This window comes from Lactobacillus apis (genome assembly GCF_003150935.1).
Lineage (GTDB): Bacteria > Bacillota > Bacilli > Lactobacillales > Lactobacillaceae > Lactobacillus > Lactobacillus apis.
This window is the reverse complement of sequence record NZ_CP029476.1, coordinates 355,001-381,326: the sequence shown is the minus strand read 5'-3', so window position 1 is coordinate 381,326 and position 26,326 is coordinate 355,001. Positions and strand designations below refer to the sequence as shown.

Here is a 26,326-nt window from a genome sequence, read left to right as displayed (position 1 = left end):
TTTCCTTTCAATTCATTAAGGTTTTAAGAAACCGAAGAATGTGCCCAAAATACTAATAGCTAAGATTGCTAGCAAAATCCACATCATCTTGACATGCTTTTTCTTTAGTAACCAAGCAATGAAAAAGGTGATCGCTAAAGGCATTAAATCGGGCATAATTGAATTAAGCAATGACTGAATTGTCTCGGGATTTTTACCACCACTAAGTTGAACTGGGATATTAATAACAACCATTGAAGCCACCATAGCCCCAATAACAGTATTTCCCAAAATATTAATGGCATACGTAATTGAGTTCATCAAGCCAGATGCCATCTTGTCTACAAATGTTGTTCCTAACTTGTAACCCCACATCGTACCATAATATCTAACTAATAAATTTGGAATGTTATAAATTAGAATGAACAAGATTGGTCCCAAAATGCTTCCTTTTTGAGCAAGAGAAACACCGATACCACTCGCAATAATTCTTAGACTACCCCAGAAAATCGAATCACCAATCCCTGAAAGTGGACCCATTAATCCAGTCTTCATTGTATTAATTGAACTTGGGTCAAATTCTGGATCATTGGCATTTTTTTCTTCCATTGAGGCCAATACACCAGCAATAAATGGTGATGTGGCTGAAGTACAGTTAAAAAATTCAAGATGCCGCTTAATTGCTTGTTTTCTATCTTCTTTTTTGTCGTAAAGCTTATTAATAATTCCCGTCATAGTATAGGCAAAACCCATACTCATCATTCGTTCATAATTAAATGATGCTTCCATTGGCATGCTACGCCAAAAAATTCCTTTTAAGTCTTTTTTGGTGAGTTTCTTTTCCTGAGTATTCTCTTTAATATTAGAAGTCATCTTCTTGCACCTCCGTAGCGCTATTTGAGTTTCCGCCATTACTGTTATGAATTTCTTCAGTAATTAGATACATGATGCCCGCAAAAATAGCTCCAATAATTGATGCTGCAATCATATCTAGCTTCAAATATGCCGCACAAACAAACCCAATAAAGAAGAATGGTGCAACTTTTTTAGAGAAAGTCATGTTAATTAACATTGCAAAACCAACTGCTGGCAAAATTTGCGTAGCAACAGTTATACCATCGATTAAAAACTTTGGAATCAGTTTAACGAATGCACCAACTAAGTTGCTACCAAGAGCAAAGGAAACAGTCGTTACCAGTGCCATCATAATGACTCTCGTGAATGATGCCCAAATATGCATGTTTCCTGCTTTAGTCACTTCCCCTTGGTCTGCATAATTGTCTGCTTTATGTGCCATTGCAGGAAAGATAACAACATAAAGCAAATTTTTAATTAATAACCCTAGGGTTGCAATTGGTAAAACCAACGTAAGAGCCACACTGACTCCATAACCATTTTTTAATGCTAAAGCTGTTGCCAAAATTCCTCCGATTATTTCATCAGGAGGGACGGTAGCTCCAACACCCATTAAACCAAGAAAGGCTAATTCAAGTGTTGCTCCAATAATCAATCCTTGTTGAACATTCCCAAAAATTAAGCCAATAAATAAACAAGTAACAATTGGTCGTCCAATAAAGGATGATCCAAGAAAATCTTGCATATTAGCAATTAAGGAAACAAGAAAAATACCAATAATTTGTAAAGCCATTTTTTCTTCCTCCTAGTTAATCAGTGAAGAAAATTCTGTATCAGGATCGCCTGGCGCCTGTTTTACAAGAACCTTTACTCCATCATTTTCAAGTTCAGTAAGTTGTTCAATGTCCTTCTTTGTTACATAAACTGACTTTGCAATGTTAGTTGAACCTTCTTTCTCACTCGATAATCCTAAGTCAATTAGTTTTATTTCAGGAACAAGTTTAGCCAAACGGTACGCGTCATTGATGGTTTCAACCACGATAAAAACACGATATTTATCAGTTACGCCACTTGCAATTGCTTTAGCAGAATCCTCTATTGTTTTAAATATCAACTTAGCATTCTCTGGTTTAGCCAATTGAAATGTCTTTTTACGAAAACTATCTCCTGCAACCTCATCATTTGCAATTAAAACTGCATTAGCCGATAGGTTATTGGTCCATGCAAAAGCAACCTGTCCGTGTAATAACCGATAATCAATCCTCGTCATCGCAATCATAATTTATAATCCCCTTTCAAATTAAAAATCTTCTTCTTCATTTTGCTCGTTTAATTCAACTAGCTGCAATCCTTCTCTACCTGTTTCAACTAAAGAAGCCAACTTACCTTTAATTTCTTCCAGATTGTCATCTGGATAAGCAATTGAATAATTAAGCAGTTCTAATACAAAAGGCAAATTCATACCAGAAACAAGAAACCAATTTGGTTTTTCAGCAACAAATTTAGTAAGCTCATTATTAACAGAACCACCCAGAACATCAGTAACAAAAACAATTTTTTGATTTGAAATCTTAGCAGTTATTTCTTTCAATTGGTCGCAAAAGTTAACACTATCATCTAAATATGCAGTTATGTAGTGAAGGTTTTTTGACTTTCCCATAATAAGTGAAGCAGTATCATACATTCCACGAGCTAAAGTGGAATGGCTTGCTAATACTATTTCCATAAGGCTTTCCTCCCTTCTTTTTTTCATAACTTTAATTTAGTACTTAATATTATTTTAGGCAATAGAAAAAGGAACCGCTTTCTAAAGTAGTTCCTTTTTTGCAACCAATTTTAAGACCAATTTATCTCTTTACTTTTATTTTATAGCTAATAAAATCGGGGTTATACCATGACTTTGTGTATTCAACCATCTCTTTCTTATCTGAAAAACCGTGATACTCCAAGAATAATAAATAGGTGTATTTAGATTTATCTAACTTAATTGTATCCTCTACAAACTGATTGTCACTAATTGACCGAGCTTCAATTCTAGTCTCAAATTTTGTCGGTTTATGATTCTTAAAGTCCATATAATCATATAAAGACATATTGCTGAAATCATATCGGTGTGCATCTTCAAACAAACTAAAAGGAATATACGATTTCTGAACAGCCACAACAGTATTGCCTACTATGCGTGTTCTAATTAGTTCATAAAAGTCGCTATATTTATTATCAAAAATAATAGCCAAATCTTTATTATCATAGATTAATTTAAACGACTCTACTCTGTTGACCACTTCTTGTCGATTAATTTTAACAAGCTGTGTAAATGAATTCGGGGAATCATCTCCTATTTCAAATGAGTTATTTACATTCTCATTCACTAGATACGTTCCATCTCCCCTTCTTTTTTCTAAAATATTATCTTCAACTAATGAATTAATTGCATTTTTTATAGTTGAACGTGTGTAGCCTAATTTCTGGGCAAAAACTCGTTCATTCCAAATTTTAGAGTTTGGTTTAAACTCGCCGCTGGCAATTATGTCCAATATTTTTTTCTTGGCTTCTTGATATAAAAATGAACTCATAGCTACCCCTTTTGCAAACAAAAAACATCAGGTAACATCGCATCTTCCTCATACCTAATTATGTCATTATTCGCATTAACAAAAAGAGCCTTTCGTAAGATAACTTGAAACTTTTCTTGCGTTTGATCGCTTAAAAACAATTTTTCTTCGTCATTACTGGGCCAAGTAAGCATAATATCATTATAAATTTCTGTACTTTTTTGTATTTTGTCTGTTTCCTCTTCAATATCATCAATACGTGGATTGCTAATGAACTTTTGTGGGATTATTGAAGTAATTACAGAAACTATTTTTCCATTTTCAATAATTGTAAAAAGCCTTTTCCTTAATGATCCTGTTTCTCCTTTAAAAATGGAATTATAAAATCCAGAAGCCTCAATTGTAGTGTCCGAATATATTTTTACCCTAATATCTTTATCAACTACTTGAAATTCAAATGGTGTTAAATACTTTTTTAAATCAATTATTTTCACTTAGAGGCCCTCCACACATACTTCGCCTTCTCTGTAATAAAAATACTGAATCTTTTATTAGGTTGAAGTTTACCATTATTCATATTTTCTACCAAATACTATTTTATTCTTCCTGAACACAAAAAACGATTAGTTCAATTTATCAAGTCTTTTATTTTTTAGACTTATTAAGTTGTAATAAATTTTAAAAACTTACGTAGAACCTTTCTTTTTCCCCTAAGTATTGGTAATTCAAGGAAAAGTAAAGTAAAATGTTTATTGATAAAAAAGGAGTAGCTCTATGTCTAAACTTGAAAAACCTGTTGTGATTGGAATTACTGGTGGTTCTGGTAGTGGAAAAACAACAATTGCCCATAAAATTGTTGATCAAATGCAAGAAAATGAACATGTCTTGATTATGACGCAAGATTCCTACTACAAAGACAACACAGGAATCCCAATGGATATCAGACAGAACATTAATTATGATCATCCTGATGCTTTTGACGTTCCACTTCTAGAAGAGCAAATCGGTTGTTTGCTAAAACATCAACCAATTGAGATGCCTGTTTATGATTTTAAGGAACATACAAGAAGCAAGAAAACAATCCATACGGAACCTGTGGACATTATCATTTTGGAAGGCATTCTTGTACTAGCTAGCAAAGAAATCCGTGACTTAATGGATATTAAAGTATATGTTGATACTGACGACGACATTCGTTTTATTAGGCGTTTAGAGCGCGATATTAAGGAACGTGGTCGTTCAATTGATTCGGTGATTGAACAATACCTTGATACTGTTAAGCCAATGTATCACCAATTTATCGAACCAACAAAACGGTATGCTGATATCATCATCCCTGAGGGTGGCGAAAATGACGTTGCAATTGATATGTTGACTACCAAGGTCCATTCTGTCTTAAGTCAAAACACTAAATAACTATCTAAAAAAGACCAAGTTCATTCGAACTTGGTCTTTTATTTAGTCAATTGCTAGACGTTCAATTACTTCGGCATATTTTGGATATTGCGTTAGTAAGTCTTTTTTCTTAAGCATTTCAAAGTCATGATAATCAAAACCCGGTGAAACAACACAACTTACTAAGCAAAAACTGTCAGGTTTAGTTACTTCAGAAGCAAAAATCGTTTCTTTAGGTACTTTAAATTGCATCACTTCACCCTTGGTAACATCCTTACCTAGTCTAACAGCTTGATACTCTCCTTCTGGTGAAATACAGTGGATGGTGATTGGTTCCCCATCATGGTAATACCACAGTTCATCGTGATTTAAACGGTGAAAATGAGAACAACTGGTAACATCTAGTAAGAAATAAATTGAAGTGTAGTAATAGCGATCACCTTTACTATCTTCAGCATAAAACTGCTCGTCACTAGTATAAATTTGGCGAAACCAGCCACCCTCTTGGTGGGGTTCAAGGTTTAAATTCTTGATATAATCTTCGCGGTTCATTTTTTCTCTTTTCTTCAAATACTATTTATCACAGGCAAAAAACTAAACTAAGTAAATGTTTTGCATCTGCTCCTTAAAATCAGCTGGCAAGTCAAGACCTTCCACAAAGTAGCGGTCAAAGTCGCCATAGTTCTTTTGGACAGTTTCAAAGTAACGTTCCAAATACTGACGTTCAACTGTTAAGGCAATCGCAACATCTTTGATATTCTTAGGATCCATTTTGTCTTTTAAATAGTCCAAAATTTCTTGGTTTGCTTCTTTACGAGCCTCAATTGTTTTCAAGTAATCTTCAAAAATTTGATCTTCGCTAACATCCAAACTCTTCAAAATTAATGCTGCTGCAACACCGGTTCTGTCTTTTCCAGCAAAACAATGAAATGCAACTGGTACAGGATCATTAATTAGGTCCATCAGAAATTGATGGTAACCTTCACGTGCTGAATTTGACAAGGCTAGCTCTTCGTATGTCTTGAGCATATCAGATTCCACATGACTGTTAGCTGAAACAATTTCATCTACACTTGCCTGATTTGTACCTGAATCTTTTAAAACATCTAAAATCACATAATCTAGATCTGGCCAAACACAGTCCGGATATTCTTTTCGTTCATCATCACCACGTAAATCAACAAGTCTCTTAAGTTGATAATGATTTTGAACCAAATCTTTTTGCTCGTCGGTTAAATCAAATAACTGACCGCAACGAAAAAGCATCCCCTCTTTAACCTTTTTACCTTCGGCACCAACATAGCCACCTAACGAACGCCAATTTGTGATATTCTCTGCCATAATTCTCCTTATATTATCCTTGCACTCTACTTACTCATATAAATAATAATTATAATTTTTCTTCACAATTTAGTCTATGGCTTTTGTGGCATTAAAAAACGCTAATTATCATTAGCGTTTAAACTTATTAGTCAATCTTAGGCTTTAGTGCTCTATCAAACAAGTTCGTAATCAGTTTAACCAATACTCCATCAAAAAGCAGCGCCGATAGCAGCATTGTCACAAACATAATAATTTGCAGTTTAACGTTGAATTTACTCCAGCCATATAAAAAGTATGTTGGTATAAAACTACCTAGCCCTGCAAAAAAGGCACCCGTTAAAACACTTTGCCAAGAAAACTTTTGATATCTTTCTTTTTTAGGGAAAAAGCCAATTTCATTAGTAGCGCCTTGAATTAGTCCAGAAAGGACCGTTGTAGCGCCCCATTGACCACCAATCACCATTTCCACAATTGCAGCCAAAGTTTCACCAACAACGCCAGAGCCTGCTGTAGGTACAAAGTACATTGCAAGTGGTCCTGCAAGTAACCAGAGGCCAGAAAAGACTGCATCAGTCACTGGTGCATAACCTGTTGGTAATAACAACATTTTTACTAGGTTAAATGCCCAGTTAAACCCATAAGTATAAATTACCCCTAAAATAATTCCAATTAATGCAAGTAGAATGATCGATTTAACATTCCACTTTGAAGATCTTGTAAACATAAAAAAACTCCTAACAAACTTCAACAGTCATTAGGAGCACATGAAAAATCTATTTCAACACTTCCCTAGCGCAGGTATTATCCCGTTCAGGTTCAGAGGGTATTTCTCAGCTAAATTAGCACCCCTAGTGACTTTCTTTTCTATTATAACATAGCCAAGTATGCTTGGCTTAAAAGATTAATATCAACCTTGAATTTAAAATTGACTAAAACTAGCTAATTTTTCTTTGGTTAAATCACGGATAATAGCAACAGTTAAATCAACTGATGCCTTGAAGTCCTGATATGCACTAAAGCAATATGGTGAGTGCTCATAACGTACAGGAATTCCAATAACAATTGTTGGTGCACCATTTTCGTAGTAAATTGCTGCACCATCTTGCCCACCACCAGTACGAACTGAGCGAGTGTAAGGAATATTGTTTTTATCAGCTATATCGCACGCATACTGTTGGAATTTAGGATTAGGTAAAAACGATGTATCCATATCACGAAGCATTGGTCCACGCTTTAAGCCAGTTTGAGATAACCATTCTGGAGTAAAGGTATCATCAGCGGGACATGATTCAAGAACGATTGCCAAGTCAGGCTTAACAGCTTTAGCAGTAACATATGCCCCCCTTAAGCCAACCTCTTCTTGACTGGATAAGGCAGCAACCACATTAAAGTCAACCTGTTCGCCATTTAAATTGTCAAGTACGTCAGCCATTGCAGCAGCACCAAAACGATCGTCAAAATCTTTACCAAAGAAAAGACCGGTTTTTTCATTGTACTCGCATTTTACATCGACAAAGATTGGACAACCGGTGTCAATTTGATAGTCATTAATCGTTTCTTCACGTGAACTTGAACCAACGTCAATCGACATATCAGCAACATCGGGAACATTATTACGTTCTTCTTCAGTCATAAAGTGAGGTGGCTTAGTGGCAACAACTCCAGGAACATATTCGCCAGCACGATTTAAAATTTTAACCCGCAAAGCTGGAATATTATATTTTACCCAACCACCAAGTGGAACAAATTTAATCATTCCATTTGGTCGAACAGCCTGAGTGATAAAGCCAACGGAATCTGAGTGTGCATCAAGCTGAATAACTGGACGATCTGGTTGATTTTCCTTTTTTGAAGCATATACGTTCAACATTCCATCCACTTTAACATCGGCAATGTCTTTAACAGTTTCAGTAAATAATTTTACAAACTCTTCTTCAAAGCCAGAAGTTGAATTGGCATCTGAAAAAGCCTTAAGCATTTTAATTTCTTGATCTTTTTTCATACTTTTAATTACCTTTCGCTTGATCTAATTACTTCTTACATTGTAGCAAAAACTACCAGCCCGTAACCATTAAATTAAAGAGCATTAATAATAATCTTACTATTTTTTATTTGATTTAACTTTTTGTACGTAAAATAGGTATTAAGCTGCGAAAAAGTCTAAATTACCAGTACTTTTTTATATGAAAAATGATATAATCGGTTTTATCAAGTAATTTTGAGTTTATTTAAGTGAAGGGTAGATAAATGCCGAAAAACGACAATATTGATAATATTATTGATCACAAATTATTTTCTGAAGATGATATTCATCAAATGTGTGTAAGACTAGGTCAACAACTGACTAAAGACTATGCTGGAAAGAATCCATTAATTGTTGGAGCACTTAAAGGTGCAATTTTCTTTTTAACCGATCTAGTTCGTGAAATGGACGTAAAAGAACAAATCGATTTCATGGATGTTTCAAGTTATGGCGATGGTCTTGAGTCTTCAGGCAATGTTAAGATTGTTTCCGACTTAGCAACTGACGTAAAAGATCGCGATGTCTTAATCGTTGAAGATATTGTTGATACAGGGTTAACTTTACAATTTATGAAGGACTTACTCAAAAAGCGTGGCGCTAAAAGCGTAAGATGCTGTGTCCTACTAAATAAAGAAGCTAACCGTAAAAATGATATTGAAGTCGAATACTATGGTTCCAAGGTTGGAAATGAGTTTGTAGTTGGTTATGGTCTCGATTTTATGAGCTTTTACCGTAACCTAAGCTACATTGGCGTTTTAAAGCCTGAGGTTATCAAATTAGCTCAAAAATAATTATTTTTAGCACTTTAAAAGGACTTATCTTCAAGAGATAAGTCCTTTTCTTTTTATTCTTGTTTTTGCTTTTTATCTAACTGCTTAACTACAAACCAACGCATGAAACCTTGCTCAATACTCTCAAGCTTAAACTCAAAGTTCTCTAATTCAACAGTTCCATTCTTCTTTAAGTCAGGATAATGTTCCATCATATATCCACCTATGGTGATGATGTCACTGTTCTGGAAACTCTCTAAGTCCTTGTGGAAATATCGCGCAAAATCATATAACGTGGTTTTGCCGGAAACATGAATATTATCATGCTTATCCTTGATAATGTAATCATCTGAAACATCGTCAATTTCATCTTTAACCGTTCCAAATAATTCTTCATAAATATCTTTATCAGTTACAATTCCACTAGTTCCACCGTACTCATCCACAATCAGCACAATTGGTGTGTGCTTCTTGATCATCAAATGCAAAATGTCTTGAATCGGCATTGATTCTGGAACAGTAATCATCGTCCTAATAATCCGCGTAACTGGAACATTTTCATCAATTTGACTTTGTTGTACCACGTCGAAGGCATAGATATAGCCAACCACTTCGTCTTTATCATTATCACGAACGACTGGAATTCGGCTAGAGCCTTCATCAAGATACATTTTTAACGCTTGCTTAATTGTGTCTTTCGAATTAATGACAACTAGCCTTGTTCGGTCAGTCATAATGTCTTTGGCGACTTTATCATTTAACTCAAAAGCACGTTGCATGTAAGTTAAATCATTCTTATCAAGCGCCCCACCATGAACGGCTTTACGAGAAAGCTTAATAATTTCTGATTGTGAATAAACTTGATTTTCTTCATCAGCCTGATCAAAGCCAAGCAGTTTTAACAGTCCATTAGAACTGGTATTAAGCAACCATACGAATGGATAAACCAGTGTATGGAAAAGCTGAAGTGGTGTACAAATTGCTAGTAAGATTTTTACTGGCATATCAATTGCGATATTCTTGGGAACAATTTCTGTTACCACTACTTCTAAATACGTCAAGAAAATCACTCCTAAAAGTGCACTGATGGAGCGCACAAGAGAATGATTTAGTTGGGTTAAATTAAATAATCTAAAAAATAAAGCCGCAAACGTGTCAGCTGAAAACCAACCTAAAACGACACCAACAAGAGTAGTTCCCACCTGCGTTGTTGATAGATATTCATTTAGGTTGTGAGTCATATGCAAAGCACGCTTAACTTTACGCTTGCTTCCAACATTATTACTCAACATGTCTTCAAGCTGACTTGATCTCGTTTGGACTAAAGCAAATTCTGCAGCAACAAAAAAAGCTGCAAAAACAAAAATTACTAAAGTTGCTATTAAATTAGTAATTATTTGGGTTGTACTCAAAATTTATATCACCTTTTTTAAAAATCCTTTGATATATATCTTAGCATTAATAGCACTTTATTTTTGCAAAAGAAGGTTTATTTTACAAGTTTATAAATCTTTTCAAATGGTAAGCGATCTGGAATAAACTTTGGATCATTTATTTCTGCGGTTCTGTCGGAATATCCTAACCCAATAGCCATGCCGACCAATTCATTTTCTGGAATTTGTGCATATTTTCTAACCAGTTCAGGATATGAAACCATTGAGTGCGCTGGCATGACTGCCAAGCCTTCATCAATTGCTAAAAGCATAATGCTTTGAGAAAAGATGCCAAGGTCATATACAGACCATGCAGGAGAAGCTGTTGGAATTGTTAAAAACACAACATCTTGAGCGTTAAACATTGTATCATTCGCTTTTGTGAATAAATCCATTTTATTATGAAAAAAAAACGGCTGTGATGCCCCAACCACAGCCATACTCTGACTAGGATATGCATCCCATTGAAGAGATAGCATTCGGGCAAAGTCTTCATGAGGTTCTGCTCCATCATCTATTTGCTTTTTAACATCTTTTTTCAGACACTTAAGAGGTTCACCCGTTAGAGCATATGCCTTCCACGGTTGCGAATTAAGTAATGAAGGGGATTGCTGCGCTTTCTTAATAATTTTAGCAAGTAGCTTTTCATTAACTTTTCGGTTTGTAAACTTGCGAGTTACTCGTTCTCGGTCATATACATCGTTAAATTCCATTACAGTTTTTAATCCTTACACACTTTATTCTGTGCAGAGCACATATTCCTTTAGTTTAAATAACAAAACTAAAAACAAGGCAAAAAAGTACAGTTAAAATAGCTTTATTGCTATCCTTGGCTATTATTGCTTCATCTCACTAGTTTATCTTTATATTAATAATATAATAAATATCAGTAAACATTTCAATGTTTAATACAAAAGAAGTTTAATAAAACACAGCGTTAAAATCATTAAGTAACAAGATAGCAGAATTCAAATATTATAAGGACTGATTGATTAAAATATACTAAACAACAAAACTTTTAGTACATGTCTGAAACAATTTAAGGTAATAAAATACCTAACAAAAACAGTTTAACTGGTTAACCAATTAAACTGTTTTTCTAAAATTTGTATTGTCGACGTAATTCACGTTCCTGGTCACGCTTCTTGATAGTCTCACGTTTGTCATACTTTTTCTTTCCCTGACCCACGCCAATAAGAACCTTGGCAAAGCCATGTTTAAGATAGACTTTGAGGGGAATTATTGCAATACCACGCTCTGCTTGTTCTTTAGCCAAGCGTGCAATTTCTTTCTTGTGTAAAAGTAATTGCCTTCTGCGCAGCGGTTCATGATTATATCGATTCCCTTCTTTGTATTCACTGATGTGAACATTTTCTAGATAAGCAGAACCATTAATAATTTGGACATAACCATCGCGAAGATTTATTCGTCTGGCACGAACAGACTTAATTTCTGTACCAGTTAATGCAATACCTGCTTCGAACGTCTCTTTAACAAAATAGTCATGATGCGCTTTTTTGTTTTGCGCAATTAAATTTTCTTGCTTTTCTTTTTTCAATTTTCCGTCCTAATGATTATATTTACTTATATGTGGATGATTACCATTTTTCCGAAAATTGCTACGATTTCTATCATTATTGCGGCGACCGTGGTCATTGTGAAAGCCGCGGCTTCCCCGACGACGATTGTTGTTATCCCGATCGTGATGTGCCTTTTTAGGTGCGTTAGGGTCATAAATTTCAAAGTCTAGCTGATGCTGTTCAACATTTGCATTAGTTAGCGTCACCTTGATTGGCATCCCAACATGATACTGCTTATGTGTTCCACGACCAGTTAATGTCATATTCTTTTCATTAAAACTGTAAAAATCATCAGTTAAGTTAGAAATATGAATTAATCCTTCAACTGTGTTAGGTAATTGAATGAACATCCCAAAGCTAGTCACAGAAGAAACAACTGCGTCAAAATGTTGGCCAACTTGATCAGCCATATACTCAGTCATCTTCAGATCATTAGTTTCGCGCTCAGTATCAATTGAAACACGCTCCTGGGTTGAAGTTTGTTCGGCAACATCAGGTAAACAATTTGTAAAGTGGTCTCTGACTTCCTTATCAGTTCCCTCTTCAGCGTATGCATGAATCATTCTGTGCACCATTAAGTCAGAATATCTTCTGATTGGAGAAGTAAAGTGTGTATAGAATTTAGCTGCAATACCAAAGTGTCCCAGTGGCTCTTCCGAGTAATGAGCTTGCTTTAAGCTACGCAACATCATCATTTGCACAACGGCTTCTTCAGGAGTGCCTGTAGTTTTTGATACTACCTTTTGTAAATCTAATGGCTTAACATGGTTTGGATCTGCAGCAATATTCAGACCGAATGCACTACAAAATTCGAAGAAACTCTTAATTCTTTCGCCGTCCGGAGTTTCGTGCACACGGTAGAGAAATGGTACGTGCTTTTTATAGAAGGCTTCAGCAACTGTCTCGTTAGCAAGCAACATGAAAGATTCAATCATTTTTTCTGCTGTACCACGATCATGCAAGACGATATCGGTTGGTTTGCCTTGATCGTCTACAATGATTTTTGCTTCTGGCTCTTCAAAGTCAATTGCACCACGTTGATGACGCTTTTTATAGAGTGCGTTATGCAATTCAGCCATTTCTTTTAACATTGGCGCTAACTTAACGTACTTTTCTTCCAATTCATCATTATTGTCAGAGTCTAACACCTTGTTAACATTATTATACGTCAAACGGCCATGTGAGCGCATAACTGACGGATGAATATCATAGCTAACTCGATCACCTTCAGGGGTTAATTCCATCTCACACGAAAGCACTAGACGATCAACACCTTCATTTAATGAGCAAATACCATTTGAAAGTCGAAACGGCAACATCGGAATCACGCGATCAACTAGGTAAGTACTATTACCACGTGTATATGCTTCTTTATCCAGTGGGGTATTCTCTTTAACATAATGCGCAACATCAGCAATATGAACACCCAAATGATAATTTCCGTTTGGCAGTTGCCATAAAACAACAGCATCGTCAAAGTCCTTAGAATCGTCCCCATCGATAGTAACAGTTGGTTGATCACGAATATCTTCGCGATTAGCAATATCCTCTGGTGTAACGTGATCAGGAATATTGTTTGACTGCTCTAGTGCATCTTCATTCCATTCGGTTTTAACATCATGAGCTGACACAATTGCCATTATGTCAACGCCAGGCAAACTCTTATTACCAATGATCTGAATTACCACACCAGTCATTGAATCAGGATTATCTTGGTCAGGATAATTGCTAATTGAAACCTTGACCATATCACCTTTTTGCGGTTTAAGCCCGTTTTCACCAATGTAAACACGGTAATTTGCTAACTTTTTGTTTGTACTTACTACGTAACCGATAAAGTGACTTGTCTTGACTTGCTCATCCGTCATTGGGTGGAATTCACCAACTAGTGACGTTAAATTACGTTCAATAATTTCCTGAACTTGTCCTTCTGGACCTTTTCCATTCCAAGGATTGCCACCAGCGGTAATTTTCACGCGGACCTGATCGCCATCAACTGCGTATGCAGTATAATCTTTGGCAACAAAAATATCGTCAGTTTCTTCGTCTTCAACTCTAACAAAGCCGAAGCCCTTGCTATTAGACTTAAAAGTTCCGTCAACTATTGTATTTTCTTGAGCCAGTTGATAATGTCCATTACCATCCGTGATAAGCTTCTTTTCCTGCTCAAGAAATGACAGAGCCTTGACGATATCAGAAAAGTCACCTAAACGGTCTCGTTTAAGCATTCGATCAATCTGTTCTACTTGATATTGTTTTTTAGGGTTGCGGCGAAAGATCTCTAAAACATTAGCGAGAATTTTTTCGTTCTGTGCCATTCACTTAAGCTCCATTCTTTGATAAAAAGATAAAAAAAATCCTCCCATCGTTTGATCGGGAGGAACCATTACTATTTTGAAGACAAATAAGCTAATACAATAGCAAAAATGAAAAAGAGAGCTAGTAATACTGATGTCACTTTCTCCATAAATGCTTCAAAACCACGTTTCTTCGTTTGACCACTAAATACTGCACCGCCGGATAAGGCATTTAATGCATCTTGTTGCTTCTGCGGCTGCATCATTGTTGCAATGATAATTAAAATTGAAACAATAATTAGTAGCGTCATAAATAAATTGTACAATACGCTGCCTCCAATATACAGATACGATTACTGATAAATTTTAGCACAAAATATGTTTTATTTCGAGCTTTTATTTTTCTAACTCTGGCGCATCAGTTTTGAACTGCTTCTGAGTTGTTTTCTTGTGATTTTGATACCACAAAGATGTTTTAGTTTTAGAAGAATATAGCTGTTTAAGTGCCTTTTTTTCATTATAGTCATAATCATGTGGATTTACTTTTTTGAAGCCTTTAGGCTTATAAAAACGTAGTAAATCACCCGCAATGACACGATCAGACAATGACAATTGAGTAGTTACCTTATTTGAAATTGCTACCAGCTTAGTCTTAAGCTTTTTGTCTGGTTTCTCAATCTCTTCACCGGTTTTGGTGTAGTAATAGGTACCGCCCACCTTAGCATATTCAGGCGTAATAAAGTCACCATTACGCTGGGCAACAATCTGCGGTGCCTTTGAGCTAAGCAAATCGTGCCCAAATTGAATAGTGTCCTTGTCGTTAATGCCAAGCAAGTTTAACAACGTTGGCAAAACATCTATCTCGCCACCATAGGTGTCCTTTATGCCACCTTTTAGTCCCTTCATATGGAACATTAAAGGTACACGTTGGAACTTCAAATTGTCAAAATTGGTGAAGTCATCTTGTTTAAGTAATTCAGCACTAGCCTTATGGTGATTCCCAGAAATACCGTAGTGGTCACCATAAAGAACAAGTATTGTCTTCTTATCAAGACCAGTTTTCTTCATCCATTGCAAAAATTCACCAATTGCCTGATCCAGATAATGCGCCGTTTGAACATAACCGTCAACAGTTTCATCCCCAGTGTCAGTTGGATCAATTGACTGATTCTTTTTATTCAAATCATATGGATAATGATTAGTGACAGTAATTAACTTAAGATAAAACGGTTGAGGCAAACGCTCAATATACTTGATTGATTGCGATAAAAAGATTTTATCCTTTAGACCGTAACCAATATAGTACTTTGGCTTGTTCTCATAATAAGACAATGGCATAAAGTAATGGTAGCCGAATTGCTTATAGGCATTATTTCGATTCCAAAATGACCCTGCACCACCATGCATTACAGCAGTAGTATAGCCCCCAGCTTGATTTAAAATTGCTGGTGCACTTTCGAAAGTGTTTGAAGTACCATAACTTGACATTGCTGAACCTGATTGAAGCCCATATAAAGAGTTCTCTAGCATCATTTCAGCGTCAGAAGTTTTACCTTGACCAACTTGGTTATAGAAATTAGAGAAACTTAAAGTATTCTTCGAATGATACAGCTTATTTAGGTTAGGTGTTACTTCCTTCCCCTTCCATTTATAGCCAATCAAAAACTGTTGAAAACTCTCCAAGTGAATTACAATTACGTTTTTACCTTTAGCTACACCGGTATATTCAGGATTAGGTTTAACATAATTAACCTTCAAGTACTTTTTAACAGAACTTAAATCAGAAACGTTTGCCTTGGCCATCTGTTCACTTGTCTGTGCGGTTTTAAAGGCATCATACACAGCATATTGATTCATCCCTAGATACTTAACAATATAGCTGTTATCAAACGTTCTAGTCAAAAGCCCTGAACGATCCTTTTGCGCCATCATCAGATTAACGCCAATTAAAGCCACGGCTAATCCTTCAAGTAAAAGATTAAATTTCAATTTTAAAGGCCTTAAATCGTATTTGATAACTTTACTTGCCATCAAACCTATAATGACTGCTACATCAAGAAAAGTTGAAAAATCACTTATTTTTGTTATGCCAACAATACTTTTACCTAGATTATCTGCAGTTGAACCAGACGTCTTAATAATTGAAAGTGACAAAAAATTGGAAAATTCACGGTAATATAAAATATTCGCAAATAACCATATACTAAGGATTAGATCAATTGCAATAATAATCCAATACGATTTTCGTCCTTTGAAGAAAAGACCTATCCCTAGTAGCAATAGTGCAGCAGGCAGTGGGTTAATGAACAAAAGAAAGTTTTGCATCGCTCCGACTGCACCGAGATTGAATTTAGTTAAATAAATCAAATACGTTTTTAGCCAAAACGTTATCAAGACAATGGTGAAAAAACCTAGCTTATTAGTAACTAACCATTGAAAGAAAGACTTAATCCGTGTCATTCCATTCTCCTCTCACTATGATAATATAGTACCCTTTAGGCCAGTTATGCATAGTGGTTTTAGTAAAAATTAATCATTTGGTGTATTAGTGATTTTCTTCGGCTTAAAAATCCAACCAAAAATTCCCAGAATCATTCCTAAAAAGTAGGTTACAAACCGCCATAAGAACATCCCCAAAACTAGCGCTCCTTTTGAAGAAACAAAAGTCGCAAACAAAGTCTGAAAGCTGTATTCAGCTCCACCAGAAGCTCCAGGAATTGGAATAATTGCCATAAACATGATAATCATAATGTTCATTTGCGTTACACTTGCCCAACTTGAAGGCACACCTAAGGTAACTAATACCATGTAAGGAACTGAGTAAAAACATAAAAGCTGTAAAATAGTCAAAAGCCCGCTAAGAAACAATTTCTTTTTCTCGCGCTTGAGTTTTTGACTTTCAGTATAGAAAGTATCAATTTTATCAACTGTATTCTTTCGCCACACTTCAACGCAATCTGTTGAAATAAACTTTGCTAATAAATCCATTATCCAATTGGCAGCTTTTTTGGTCCAGTTATAGGCAAATAAAATAGCTAATAAAAAGACAATCGAGCTCACATGAATTAAGAAGCCAATTCCAATAAAGAATGCCAGACCAGCAAACTTTGTTGCAACCATCTTAAAGCCTGTGATTATTGTTACCACATAAGCGAGAAAAACCACGATTTGATAAATAATGAACTTCATTAAAAGAAGCGATGTTGCTCGGCCACCCTCAATTCCCATTTGAACCATTGCTGCAAGCTGAGAAGGCTGTCCGCCAGTTGACATTGGCGTAATAGCATTGAACAGTGCCTGAATGATAGGAATTCGAAAAAAGGACCATTTTGAACGTTTTGGTTCGTCTTTGCGATGAGCTAAAACTGCTAAGATGCTTGCTTCAAACACATAGGAAAGTATCATCAACGCAAATACTAAAATTAACGCACCGTAATTGATTCCATGAGCTGCATTAGCCAGCTGCGTAACTGGAGTATCCTTAAGATCAACGTACAATACACCGCAGCTGATTAGTAAAACAATGGCAATACCCCATAAATGTTTCTTATTCATTAGTGAATCTGTCCTAGTCTTCTGCCAATTTCATATTGCTCACGATAAAAATCATTCCAAATCTTGGCTAAATTATCTTCTGAATATTTTTCACTGGCCATATTTGATAAGTTAGCGTACTTATTTAGCATTGTTTTATCATACGCTACTCGACGCAGTTGCTCATTCATTTCCTCAAAGTTTTCGCCCTTCATGTAGTAGCCATCAATAATTGCTTTATATAAATCAAGATCTCTTAGTAGCACCGGTGTACCACAGCTAAAAGCTTCGAGAACTGACATCGGAAATAGTTCATCAAAAGAAGGTAAAACGAATAAATCTGCAATATTTAAATAATCAACTAATTTTTGCCGATCAATTATTCCTGTAAAAATCAGGTTTTGTGGCGGATTATCGACTAGCTCTTTAAAGTGATCGTAACCATCCGTAATTTTTCCAAAAGAAAAGCCACCAGCCCAGATGAACTGAATTTCCGGATTCGCTTCAGCCATCTTTGCAAAGTCATCAACACCTTTTCTAGCTTGAACTTGACCGTCACCAAAAACAACAAATTTATCTAATGGAATTCCCAATTGATTTCGAAAGGCATTTTTTTCAGCCTGTTGTTCAGGATAAAACTCTTCTTTTGAAACGAAGTTAGGAATATATTTTACCTTTTCGCGTCTAATGCCATATTTAACTAATTTATCAATAAAAATAGGATTAACGACAACGATTTGGTCCATTCGCTTATAGAAGTCTATTACGTAATTATAAAAGACTTTTTTAGCTGGAGCGGGTAATTTGATTGATCCTTCGAGTGTTTCAGGTAGAAAGTGAACATAACCAATTTTTCGCCCACGTGCTAGAGAAAAACTATTAGCATAAAAAGTTGGATTAATTGTATGGTAGTGCGTTAAATCACTTCGACCATACTTATTATTCGTAACATAAAATTCTTCTACTAAATGCGTTCTCAATAAGCTAATTAATTCATTGTAAGCAGAACCGACTCCCTGGCCTTTAACTGAATCAGCTTGCGAAAACATATTGATTCTAATCATTGGTATCCTCTTCTTCGAGATCCTCTTGGTAATTTTCAATTACCTCTTCATAAAATTGATGAACATCACTACCAAAACGTTTAGCGGAAATTTGATCTAGCTTTTTAGCTAGCTTATCAGCTGGAATTTCGCTTGGACCTTCTCTTAAGTAATCTAAAATTTCATCACGCATCTCACTTGGTCGTGTGAAAACTTCACCAAAACATTTATCATCAAATACCCGTTCAGTGTAATCAGTGTCATAAACAACACACCTAGTGCCCGAAGCAAGAGCTTCAATATAAGTTAGTCCTTGTGTTTCAGTATCACTAGCAGAAACAAATAAGTCTGCCATTTTGTAGAATGAACCAACATCTTCATGGGGAACATCTCCTGCAAAAATGACATTATCTTCTAGTGTCAAACGCTCAACCTGCTCTTGTAGGACTTCTAAATCAGGACCGTCACCTGCAATTACTAAACATGCTTTTGGAAATTCATCTACAATTTCCGGCAAAACATTCAATATCCGGTTAATTTTCTTTTCTCCAGCAATCCTGCTTAGGGTCAAAAGTACTTGTGCGTCCGGTTCGATTCCTAAATCGTGACGAACGTCGTTAGTAATAGGCTGATTTAGGCTCTCAATGTCCACTCCCGTTGGAATTACCTTCATAGGGATAGTTACCTTATAGCGCTTTAAAAGCTTCTCTACACGCTCGCTAGGGGCAATAACGCCATCCATATTTTTGAGGTAGACATTGGTAAATTGCTTAACATGGTATGGGCGTAAAAGATGACCATTGAGCACATAATGTAAATAGTCTTCATACATCGTATGATACGTGTGAATGGCCGGAATCTTTAATTGATGCGCAACATATTTCCCAATCATTCCCAGTGCAAACTCCGTCTGCGTGTGAACAATATCAAGTTTTACTTCACGAGCAACCTTAGTTGCTTCAAAAAAGCCTCTAAAAGCTACACGTCGATCAGTAAAAGAAATAAACGGTACACTACTGAAGCGAAAAACATTTGCTTCAACTGCTCCCTTTTGTACATGTGGATCAGTAGTCGTAAAAATAAAAACATTATGCCCCTGTTTTTCAAGGGCATCCTTTAATGTTTTGATTGATGTTGCTACACCACTAATTTGCGGAAAATACGTATCGGTAAAAATACCAATATTCATTTGAATACCTCCATAAAAGGTATTATAAAGATTACACCCTGCATGTGCAATTTTTATAAAAACAAAAGCAAAAAAATATAAAAGAAAAGCAGCTTCTAGTAAGAAGCTGCCATATAATAGCGGTGATCGGGGTCGAACCGATACGTCCTAAACGGACACCAGATTTTGAGTCTGGCGCGTCTGCCAATTCCGCCACACCGCCATAGTAAAACAAAAAATAATAGTTCAATGGACTGAACCTTTAAAGGCGGGGATCGGATTTGAACCGACGATTAAGGTTTTGCAGACCTCTGCCTTACCACTTGGCTACACCGCCATTGAATATTCTCATAATAGATTGGGATAGCTGGATTCGAACCAGCGCATAATAGAGTCAAAGTCTAGTGCCTTACCGCTTGGCTATATCCCAATGCTAGGGCGGAATATGGGATTCGAACCCATGTATGCCGGATCCACAAACCGGTGTGTTAACCCCTTCACCAATTCCGCCATGAAGTTTTAACAGGGATAGTAGGAATTGAACCCACACTAGCGGTTTTGGAGACCGATGTACTACCTTTATACGATATCCCTATTATGGAGGAGGGTGGATTCGAACCGCCGAACTCAGAGAGAGCGGTTTTACAGACCGCCGCGTTTAGCCACTTCGCTACTCCTCCAGGCTGATGGCGCGGGACGGAATCGAACCGCCGACACAAGGAGCTTCAATCCTTTGCTCTACCAACTGAGCTACCGAGCCATCCTACGGTCCATATCAGATTTGAACTGATGATCTTCTCCGTGACAGGGAGACGAGATAAACCACTGCTCCAATGGACCATATTGCGGGAGGTGGATTTGAACCACCGGCCTTCGGGTTATGAGCCCGACGAGCTACCAGACTGCTCCATCCCGCGATTATTATTAAAGGAGGATGTGGGATTTGAACCCACGCACGGCAAGACCGTCTAACGGTTTTCAAAACCGTCCCCTTAAGCCACTTGGGTAATCCTCCAAATGTAAATATACCATAAAATGTGGTAATGACCCGTACGGGATTTGAACCCATGTTACCGCCGTGAAAGGGCGATGTCTTAACCACTTGACCAACGGGTCGAATTGTTGTCTAACGTCATAAGACGCTTAATTATAATACCTAATTTACTTATTAAAGTCAACTGCTTTTTTATTCGTTATTACTTGAGAACTCTCAGTTCTGTCAATCACAACGCTATTAATAATACAGGATTCTACACCATCTTGCAAGTTATTTTGTTAAAAAATTGAATATTTCACACTTATCTTAGTCTCCCAAGACTTTATTCCTACATCCGGTGAGTTTCTTTCCGACACTCTAAAGTGGAAAAGAAAAATTTCCTCGCAGTAAGCGTTAATTGTAATCATCAAACCATGTATTCAAATATCTCTTAACTTATTGTAATTACGTTTATTCAATAAGCTATTAATAGCTGAATTAATCATCCTCTACGGGCGAGAAGATATCTTCTCGAGTACATTTTAAAAAAACATGTATGGCAAATGAGTCCCCTATTTTTGAATTAAAATTCCAACCCTAAGTATGTGATTAGTCTATTCATTCTTAGATATCCTCACATTTGCTGCGATTAGTGTCATTAAAAAATGGCTACGATTTTATCTATACGTAAAAAAATAACTACACTTCATAAAGAACACAAAAAAAGACTACTAACATCAATCAATAGTCTTTTATACAATACGGAGACTGAGGGATTCGAACTCTCGCACCGGAATAACCCGATCTACACCCTTAGCAGGGGCGCCTCTTCAGCCACTTGAGTAAGTCTCCATTATTTTATTATGGGCCTAAATGGACTTGAACCATCGACCTCACGCTTATCAGGCGTGCGCTCTAACCAGCTGAGCTATAGGCCCCAAAAGCGGGTAACGAGAATCGGACTCGCGACTAAAGCTTGGAAGGCTTTCGTTTTACCACTAAACCATACCCGCAAAACTTTGATAATAAAAAATGGCGCGGGACGGAATCGAACCGCCGACACAAGGAGCTTCAATCCTTTGCTCTACCGACTGAGCTACCGAGCCATTTAACGGTCCATATCAGATTTGAACTGATGATCTTCTCCGTGACAGGGAGACGAGATAAACCACTGCTCCAATGGACCATATTGCGGGAGGTGGATTTGAACCACCGGCCTTCGGGTTATGAGCCCGACGAGCTACCAGACTGCTCCATCCCGCGATTATAATAATAAATAAATGTACAAAACCCAGTTAATGGACCTTGTAGGACTCGAACCTACGACAGGACGGTTATGAGCCGTCTGCTCTAACCAACTGAGCTAAAGGTCCGAGCTCTAGCAAATAGCGGCGGGGGGGATCGAACCCTCGACCTCCCGGGTATGAACCGGACGCTCTAGCCAGCTGAGCTACACCGCCAACAAAATGTAATCGTTATTCAATTACAAATCGGGAAGACAGGATTCGAACCTGCGACCCCCTGGTCCCAAACCAGGTGCTCTACCAAACTGAGCCACTTCCCGGGATATGCGCCCTGAAGGATTTGAACCTTCAACCTTCTGATTCGTAGTCAGACACTCTATCCAGTTGCGCTAAGGGCGCATCATTAGATGCCGAGGACCGGAGTCGAACCGGTACGGTTGAAACCAACCGCGGGATTTTAAGTCCCGTGCGTCTGCCAATTCCGCCACCCCGGCATGTAATGAAAGCGGAAGACGGGATTCGAACCCGCGACCCCCACCATGGCAAGGTGATGTTCTACCACTGAACTACTTCCGCATAATTATGAATGCCGATTATACGATTTGAACGTACGACCCCCTGTTTACAAGACAGATGCTCTACCAACTGAGCTAAATCGGCAAAAATGTAAATATGGTATTAATAATATTGGCGAATACGGGTGGTGGGACTTGAACCCACACGTCCGAGAACACTAGAACCTAAATCTAGCGCGTCTGCCAATTCCGCCACACCCGCAAAATGGGGCCATGAGTCGTGACGGGCTTGAACCGTCGACCCTCTGATTAAAAGTCAGATGCTCTACCGACTGAGCTAACGACTCGGTATGGAGGATACAGGGCTCGAACCTGTGACCTCCTGCTTGTAAGGCAGATGCTCTCCCAGCTGAGCTAATCCTCCATAAAGCACGGCAGCGTCCTACCCTCGCAGGCAGTCTCCCACCAACTACTCTCGGCGTGAAGAAGCTTAACTGCTGTGTTCGGCATGGTTACAGGTGTTTCCTTCTTGCTATTGCCACCGTACTTTTTTCCTTTGAGCTTTTACACTCAAAACTAAATATAATCCTCTTTGAAAAACCTATCCGCTCTCTTCCAGATCGCTCAAGCTTGTGGTCAAGTCCTCGACTGATTAGTACTAGTCCGCTCCAAACCTCACGGCTCTTCCACTCCTAGCCTATCTACCTCTTAGTCTTTGAGGTGTCTTACTACTTTCGTATGGGAAATCTCATCTTGAGGGGGGCTTCGCACTTAGATGCTTTCAGCGCTTATCCCTTCCATACTTAGCTACCCAGCTATGCCTTTGGCAAGACAACTGGTACACCAGCGGTATGTCCATCCCGGTCCTCTCGTACTAAGGACAGCTCCTCTCAAATTTCCAACGCCCACGACGGATAGGGACCGAACTGTCTCACGACGTTCTGAACCCAGCTCGCGTGCCGCTTTAATGGGCGAACAGCCCAACCCTTGGGACCTACTTCAGCCCCAGGATGCGACGAGCCGACATCGAGGTGCCAAACCTCCCCGTCGATGTGAACTCTTGGGGGAGATAAGCCTGTTATCCCCAGGGTAGCTTTTATCCGTTGAGTGATGGCCCTTCCATGCGGTACCACCAGATCACTAAGCCCGACTTTCGTCCCTGCTCGAGTTGTCGCTCTCGCAGTCAAGCTCCCTTATACCTTTACACTCTGTGAATGATTTCCAACCATTCTGAGGGAACCTTTGGGCGCCTCCGTTACTCTTTAGGAGGCGACCGCCCCAGTCAAACTGCCCATCAGACACTGTCCCATACCTCGCTTAGAGGTCCTGGTTAGAGCAGCCATCAAACAAGGGTAGTATCCCAACATTGCCTCTGATAACACTGGCGTGCTATCTTCTCTGGCTCCTACCTATCCTGTACATGTTTAACAGCTACTCAATATCAAATTGCAGTAAAGCTCCATGGGGTCTTTCCGTCCTGTCGCGGGTAACCCGCATCTTCACGGGTATTATAATTTCACCGAGTCTCTCGTTGAGACAGTGCCCAAATCATTACACCTTTCGTGCAGGTCGGAACTTACCCGACAAGGAATTTCGCTACCTTAGGACCGTTATAGTTACGGCCGCCGTTTACTGGGGCTTCAGTTCGTTGCTTCGCTTACGCTAACAACTCTCCTTAACCTTCCAGCACCGGGCAGGTGTCAGCCCCTATACGTCGTCTTTCGACTTTGCAGAGACCTGTGTTTTTGATAAACAGTTGTTTGGGCCTATTCACTGCGGCTGGCTTTTACACCAGCACCCCTTCTCCCGAAGTTACGGGGCTATTTTGCCGAGTTCCTTAACGAGAGTTCTCTCGCTCACCTTAGTGTTCTCCACTCGACTACCTGTGTCGGTTTGCGGTACGGGTACGTTAGCTCTCACTAGAAGCTTTTCTTGGCAGTGTGACTCTTGAACCTTCGCTACTTTAATTTCGCTCCTCATCACAACTTGTGCTTTCTAGATAGAAGCATTTAACTCTTATCTACACTTATTGCTTAAACATGGATATCCAGCACCATGCGTTCTTTGCCTCCTGCGTCCCTCCTTCGCTATTAACGATCTAACGCAGTACAGGAATTTCTACCTGTTGTCCATCGACTACGCCTTTCGGCCTCGCCTTAGGTCCCGACTTACCCTGGGCGGACGAGCCTGCCCCAGGAAACCTTAGTCTTTCGGCGGATAGGATTCTCACCTATCTTGCGCTACTCATACCGGCATTCTCACTTCTAAGCGCTCCACTTATCCTCTCGATTAAGCTTCGCCGCACTTAGAACGCTCTCCTACCACGTGTATTACTACACATCCACAGTTTCGGTACTATGCTTAGCCCCGGTAAATTTTCGGCGCAGCGTCACTCGACTAGTGAGCTATTACGCACTCTTTTAATGATGGCTGCTTCTAAGCCAACATCCTAGTTGTCTACGCAACTCCACATCCTTTTCCACTTAGCATAGATTTTGGGACCTTAACTGGTGATCTGGGCTGTTTCCCTTTCGACTACGGATCTTATCACTCGCAGTCTGACTCCAGTGCTTTGATATATGGTATTCGCAGTTTATCTGAACTCAGTAACCCTTGATGGGCCCCTCATCCAAACAGAGCTCTACCTCCATTATCATCCTCGCACCAGGCTAGCCCTAAAGCTATTTCGGAGAGAACCAGCTATCTCCAAGTTCGTTTGGAATTTCACCGCTACCCACAACTCATCCCCGCAATTTTTAACTTACGTGGGTTCGGTCCTCCAGTGCGTTTTACCGCACCTTCAACCTGGTCATGGGTAGGTCACTTGGTTTCGGGTCTACATCAACTAACTATCTCGCCCTCTTCAGACTCGCTTTCGCTCCGGCTCCGTCTTTTCTGACTTAACCTCGCTAATTAACGTAACTCGCCGGTTCATTCTACAAAAGGCACGCCATCACCCTTTAATGGGCTTTGACTACTTGTAGGCACACGGTTTCAGGTTCTCTTTCACTCCCCTTCCGGGGTTCTTTTCACCTTTCCCTCACGGTACTGGTTCACTATCGGTCACAATTTAGTATTTAGCCTTGCGAGATGGTCCTCGCTGCTTCAATCGGGATTCCTCGTGTCCCGACCTACTCAGGATTCTGCTCGGCGTCTCTTGGATTTCGCTTACGGGGCTCTCACCCTCTCTGGCTTACCTTCCCAGATAATTCTGCTATCCGCCTTACTACCTTCTTGCAGTCCTACAACCCCATATGATAAATCATATGGTTTGGGCTCTTTCCGTTTCGCTCGCCGCTACTTGGGAAATCGATTTTTCTTTCTCTTCCTGCAGCTACTTAGATGTTTCAGTTCACTGCGTCTTGCCCTATATACCTATCTATTCAATATATAGTAATGCATCGCTGCATTGGGTTCCCCCATTCGGAAATCTCCGGATCATTGCGTACTTACTGCTCCCCGAAGCCTTTCGTGGTTCGTCACGTCCTTCTTCGCCTTATTGTGCCTAGGCATTCACCGTGCGCCCTTCTTTTCTTGACCTTTCCTTAAGTCATTCGTTCTTTTCGAACTCTCTCGGTCGCTCTTGCAATCTGTTCTCTTTGATTGTTTCTCGGTTTTTCTTGGATTATATTCAGT

21 protein-coding genes, 27 tRNA genes, 2 rRNA genes and 1 riboswitch are annotated in these 26,326 nt (G+C 38.5%); of the genes, 2 read left to right on the top strand and 48 right to left on the bottom strand.

The window, feature by feature from the left end; translation table 11 throughout:
- Positions 1 to 15 precede the first annotated feature (15 nt).
- The 6 genes from DKL56_RS01935 to DKL56_RS01910 form a co-directional block, all read right to left on the bottom strand.
- Positions 16 to 852, bottom strand: a complete 837-nt coding sequence (locus DKL56_RS01935) for a PTS system mannose/fructose/sorbose family transporter subunit IID (protein WP_109715200.1) — start codon at positions 850 to 852, stop codon at positions 16 to 18.
- Positions 842 to 1,627, bottom strand: coding sequence for a PTS mannose/fructose/sorbose/N-acetylgalactosamine transporter subunit IIC (locus DKL56_RS01930; protein ID WP_109715199.1), 786 nt, complete (start codon positions 1,625 to 1,627; stop codon positions 842 to 844). The genes DKL56_RS01935 and DKL56_RS01930 overlap by 11 nt, the downstream gene beginning before the upstream one ends.
- 12 nt (positions 1,628 to 1,639) lie before the next feature.
- Positions 1,640 to 2,113, bottom strand: a complete 474-nt coding sequence (locus tag DKL56_RS01925) for a PTS sugar transporter subunit IIB (protein ID WP_046306256.1) — start codon at positions 2,111 to 2,113, stop codon at positions 1,640 to 1,642.
- Positions 2,114 to 2,134: 21 nt separating this feature from the next.
- A complete protein-coding gene (locus DKL56_RS01920; protein ID WP_162542492.1) occupies positions 2,135 to 2,560 on the bottom strand; it encodes a PTS sugar transporter subunit IIA in 426 nt (141 codons plus the stop codon).
- Between the two features lie 121 nt (positions 2,561 to 2,681).
- On the bottom strand, positions 2,682 to 3,410 hold the full coding sequence (locus tag DKL56_RS01915; RefSeq protein WP_109715197.1) for a GntR family transcriptional regulator: 729 nt from the start codon (positions 3,408 to 3,410) through the stop codon (positions 2,682 to 2,684).
- 2 nt (positions 3,411 to 3,412) lie between these two features.
- Positions 3,413 to 3,883, bottom strand: coding sequence for a hypothetical protein (locus DKL56_RS01910; RefSeq protein ID WP_046306252.1), 471 nt, complete (start codon positions 3,881 to 3,883; stop codon positions 3,413 to 3,415).
- 280 nt (positions 3,884 to 4,163) lie between these two features.
- Between DKL56_RS01910 and udk the strand changes: the two genes are divergently transcribed.
- A complete protein-coding gene (gene udk, locus DKL56_RS01905) occupies positions 4,164 to 4,805 on the top strand; it encodes a uridine kinase (protein ID WP_109715196.1) in 642 nt (213 codons plus the stop codon).
- A 42-nt stretch (positions 4,806 to 4,847) separates the two neighbouring features.
- Here udk and DKL56_RS01900 read toward each other — a convergent pair whose 3' ends face one another.
- From DKL56_RS01900 to DKL56_RS01885, 4 genes are all read right to left on the bottom strand, one after another.
- Positions 4,848 to 5,336 (bottom strand): cupin domain-containing protein, encoded by a 489-nt coding sequence (locus DKL56_RS01900; protein WP_109715195.1) that lies wholly within the window; start codon positions 5,334 to 5,336, stop codon positions 4,848 to 4,850.
- Positions 5,337 to 5,378: 42 nt separating this feature from the next.
- Complete coding sequence (locus DKL56_RS01895; protein ID WP_109715194.1) at positions 5,379 to 6,125, bottom strand: tyrosine-protein phosphatase; 747 nt, start codon at positions 6,123 to 6,125, stop codon at positions 5,379 to 5,381.
- Positions 6,126 to 6,252: 127 nt separating this feature from the next.
- Complete coding sequence (locus DKL56_RS01890) at positions 6,253 to 6,831, bottom strand: ECF transporter S component (protein WP_109715193.1); 579 nt, start codon at positions 6,829 to 6,831, stop codon at positions 6,253 to 6,255.
- A 45-nt stretch (positions 6,832 to 6,876) separates the two neighbouring features.
- Positions 6,877 to 6,967, bottom strand: a riboswitch (TPP riboswitch).
- Positions 6,968 to 7,026: 59 nt separating this feature from the next.
- Entirely contained in the window at positions 7,027 to 8,109 is a 1,083-nt protein-coding gene (locus DKL56_RS01885) for a M42 family metallopeptidase (RefSeq protein ID WP_046306244.1), read from the bottom strand.
- A 245-nt stretch (positions 8,110 to 8,354) separates the two neighbouring features.
- Here DKL56_RS01885 and hpt point away from each other — a divergent pair, with 245 nt between their 5' ends.
- Positions 8,355 to 8,921 carry a hypoxanthine phosphoribosyltransferase gene (gene hpt, locus DKL56_RS01880; RefSeq protein ID WP_109715192.1) on the top strand — a complete coding sequence of 189 codons (567 nt, stop codon included), beginning with the start codon at positions 8,355 to 8,357 and terminating at the stop codon, positions 8,919 to 8,921.
- Between the two features lie 53 nt (positions 8,922 to 8,974).
- Here the strand turns inward: hpt and DKL56_RS01875 are convergent, their stop codons facing one another.
- The 38 genes from DKL56_RS01875 to DKL56_RS01690 form a co-directional block, all read right to left on the bottom strand.
- Complete coding sequence (locus tag DKL56_RS01875; protein WP_109715191.1) at positions 8,975 to 10,312, bottom strand: hemolysin family protein; 1,338 nt, start codon at positions 10,310 to 10,312, stop codon at positions 8,975 to 8,977.
- Positions 10,313 to 10,389: 77 nt separating this feature from the next.
- Positions 10,390 to 11,046: a nitroreductase gene (locus tag DKL56_RS01870; RefSeq protein WP_109715190.1), complete on the bottom strand. Its 657-nt coding sequence runs from the start codon at positions 11,044 to 11,046 to the stop codon at positions 10,390 to 10,392.
- Positions 11,047 to 11,432: 386 nt separating this feature from the next.
- Positions 11,433 to 11,891: an SsrA-binding protein SmpB gene (smpB, locus tag DKL56_RS01865; RefSeq protein ID WP_074425706.1), complete on the bottom strand. Its 459-nt coding sequence runs from the start codon at positions 11,889 to 11,891 to the stop codon at positions 11,433 to 11,435.
- A gap of 9 nt (positions 11,892 to 11,900) precedes the next feature.
- Entirely contained in the window at positions 11,901 to 14,231 is a 2,331-nt protein-coding gene (gene rnr, locus DKL56_RS01860) for a ribonuclease R (RefSeq protein WP_109715189.1), read from the bottom strand.
- A gap of 71 nt (positions 14,232 to 14,302) precedes the next feature.
- The gene (gene secG, locus DKL56_RS01855; protein WP_046306231.1) at positions 14,303 to 14,536 is read right to left on the bottom strand and encodes a preprotein translocase subunit SecG; all 234 of its coding nucleotides are present in this window, start codon (positions 14,534 to 14,536) and stop codon (positions 14,303 to 14,305) included.
- Positions 14,537 to 14,606: 70 nt separating this feature from the next.
- Entirely contained in the window at positions 14,607 to 16,670 is a 2,064-nt protein-coding gene (locus tag DKL56_RS01850) for an LTA synthase family protein (protein ID WP_109715188.1), read from the bottom strand.
- 69 nt (positions 16,671 to 16,739) lie between these two features.
- Positions 16,740 to 17,765 (bottom strand): lysylphosphatidylglycerol synthase transmembrane domain-containing protein, encoded by a 1,026-nt coding sequence (locus DKL56_RS01845; RefSeq protein ID WP_109715187.1) that lies wholly within the window; start codon positions 17,763 to 17,765, stop codon positions 16,740 to 16,742.
- Positions 17,765 to 18,808: a glycosyltransferase family 4 protein gene (locus tag DKL56_RS01840; RefSeq protein WP_109715186.1), complete on the bottom strand. Its 1,044-nt coding sequence runs from the start codon at positions 18,806 to 18,808 to the stop codon at positions 17,765 to 17,767. The genes DKL56_RS01845 and DKL56_RS01840 overlap by 1 nt, the downstream gene beginning before the upstream one ends.
- Positions 18,801 to 19,976 (bottom strand): glycosyltransferase family 4 protein, encoded by a 1,176-nt coding sequence (locus tag DKL56_RS01835; RefSeq protein ID WP_074425711.1) that lies wholly within the window; start codon positions 19,974 to 19,976, stop codon positions 18,801 to 18,803. The genes DKL56_RS01840 and DKL56_RS01835 overlap by 8 nt, the downstream gene beginning before the upstream one ends.
- A 117-nt stretch (positions 19,977 to 20,093) precedes the next feature.
- Positions 20,094 to 20,178 (bottom strand) — tRNA-Leu (locus DKL56_RS01830).
- Positions 20,179 to 20,221: 43 nt separating this feature from the next.
- Positions 20,222 to 20,292 (bottom strand) — tRNA-Cys (locus DKL56_RS01825).
- A gap of 21 nt (positions 20,293 to 20,313) precedes the next feature.
- Positions 20,314 to 20,385 (bottom strand) — tRNA-Gln (locus DKL56_RS01820).
- Between the two features lie 7 nt (positions 20,386 to 20,392).
- Positions 20,393 to 20,465: transfer RNA gene (locus tag DKL56_RS01815), tRNA-His, on the bottom strand.
- Positions 20,466 to 20,478: 13 nt separating this feature from the next.
- A tRNA-Trp gene (locus DKL56_RS01810) sits at positions 20,479 to 20,549 on the bottom strand.
- A gap of 4 nt (positions 20,550 to 20,553) precedes the next feature.
- Positions 20,554 to 20,635, bottom strand: a tRNA-Tyr gene (locus tag DKL56_RS01805).
- A gap of 7 nt (positions 20,636 to 20,642) precedes the next feature.
- Positions 20,643 to 20,715: transfer RNA gene (locus DKL56_RS01800), tRNA-Phe, on the bottom strand.
- A 6-nt stretch (positions 20,716 to 20,721) separates the two neighbouring features.
- A tRNA-Asp gene (locus tag DKL56_RS01795) sits at positions 20,722 to 20,795 on the bottom strand.
- Positions 20,796 to 20,798: 3 nt separating this feature from the next.
- A tRNA-Met gene (locus DKL56_RS01790) sits at positions 20,799 to 20,872 on the bottom strand.
- 11 nt (positions 20,873 to 20,883) lie between these two features.
- Positions 20,884 to 20,970, bottom strand: a tRNA-Ser gene (locus tag DKL56_RS01785).
- A 29-nt stretch (positions 20,971 to 20,999) separates the two neighbouring features.
- A tRNA-Glu gene (locus DKL56_RS01780) sits at positions 21,000 to 21,071 on the bottom strand.
- A gap of 622 nt (positions 21,072 to 21,693) precedes the next feature.
- Positions 21,694 to 21,783 (bottom strand) — tRNA-Ser (locus DKL56_RS01775).
- Between the two features lie 12 nt (positions 21,784 to 21,795).
- Positions 21,796 to 21,869: transfer RNA gene (locus DKL56_RS01770), tRNA-Ile, on the bottom strand.
- 4 nt (positions 21,870 to 21,873) lie between these two features.
- A tRNA-Gly gene (locus tag DKL56_RS01765) sits at positions 21,874 to 21,944 on the bottom strand.
- A 20-nt stretch (positions 21,945 to 21,964) separates the two neighbouring features.
- A tRNA-Phe gene (locus tag DKL56_RS01760) sits at positions 21,965 to 22,037 on the bottom strand.
- Positions 22,038 to 22,043: 6 nt separating this feature from the next.
- Positions 22,044 to 22,117: transfer RNA gene (locus DKL56_RS01755), tRNA-Asp, on the bottom strand.
- A gap of 3 nt (positions 22,118 to 22,120) precedes the next feature.
- A tRNA-Met gene (locus DKL56_RS01750) sits at positions 22,121 to 22,194 on the bottom strand.
- A gap of 36 nt (positions 22,195 to 22,230) precedes the next feature.
- A tRNA-Ile gene (locus DKL56_RS01745) sits at positions 22,231 to 22,304 on the bottom strand.
- Positions 22,305 to 22,317: 13 nt separating this feature from the next.
- A tRNA-Met gene (locus tag DKL56_RS01740) sits at positions 22,318 to 22,391 on the bottom strand.
- Positions 22,392 to 22,421: 30 nt separating this feature from the next.
- A tRNA-Pro gene (locus DKL56_RS01735) sits at positions 22,422 to 22,495 on the bottom strand.
- Positions 22,496 to 22,500: 5 nt separating this feature from the next.
- A tRNA-Arg gene (locus DKL56_RS01730) sits at positions 22,501 to 22,574 on the bottom strand.
- A gap of 9 nt (positions 22,575 to 22,583) precedes the next feature.
- A tRNA-Leu gene (locus DKL56_RS01725) sits at positions 22,584 to 22,669 on the bottom strand.
- A gap of 10 nt (positions 22,670 to 22,679) precedes the next feature.
- Positions 22,680 to 22,751 (bottom strand) — tRNA-Gly (locus DKL56_RS01720).
- Positions 22,752 to 22,762: 11 nt separating this feature from the next.
- Positions 22,763 to 22,835 (bottom strand) — tRNA-Thr (locus DKL56_RS01715).
- A gap of 35 nt (positions 22,836 to 22,870) precedes the next feature.
- Positions 22,871 to 22,952: transfer RNA gene (locus DKL56_RS01710), tRNA-Leu, on the bottom strand.
- Between the two features lie 12 nt (positions 22,953 to 22,964).
- Positions 22,965 to 23,037 (bottom strand) — tRNA-Lys (locus DKL56_RS01705).
- A gap of 4 nt (positions 23,038 to 23,041) precedes the next feature.
- Positions 23,042 to 23,114 (bottom strand) — tRNA-Val (locus DKL56_RS01700).
- 5 nt (positions 23,115 to 23,119) lie between these two features.
- A 5S ribosomal RNA gene (rrf, locus tag DKL56_RS01695) occupies positions 23,120 to 23,236 on the bottom strand.
- 86 nt (positions 23,237 to 23,322) lie between these two features.
- A 23S ribosomal RNA gene (locus DKL56_RS01690) occupies positions 23,323 to 26,230 on the bottom strand.
- Between the last annotated feature and the right edge of the window lie 96 nt (positions 26,231 to 26,326).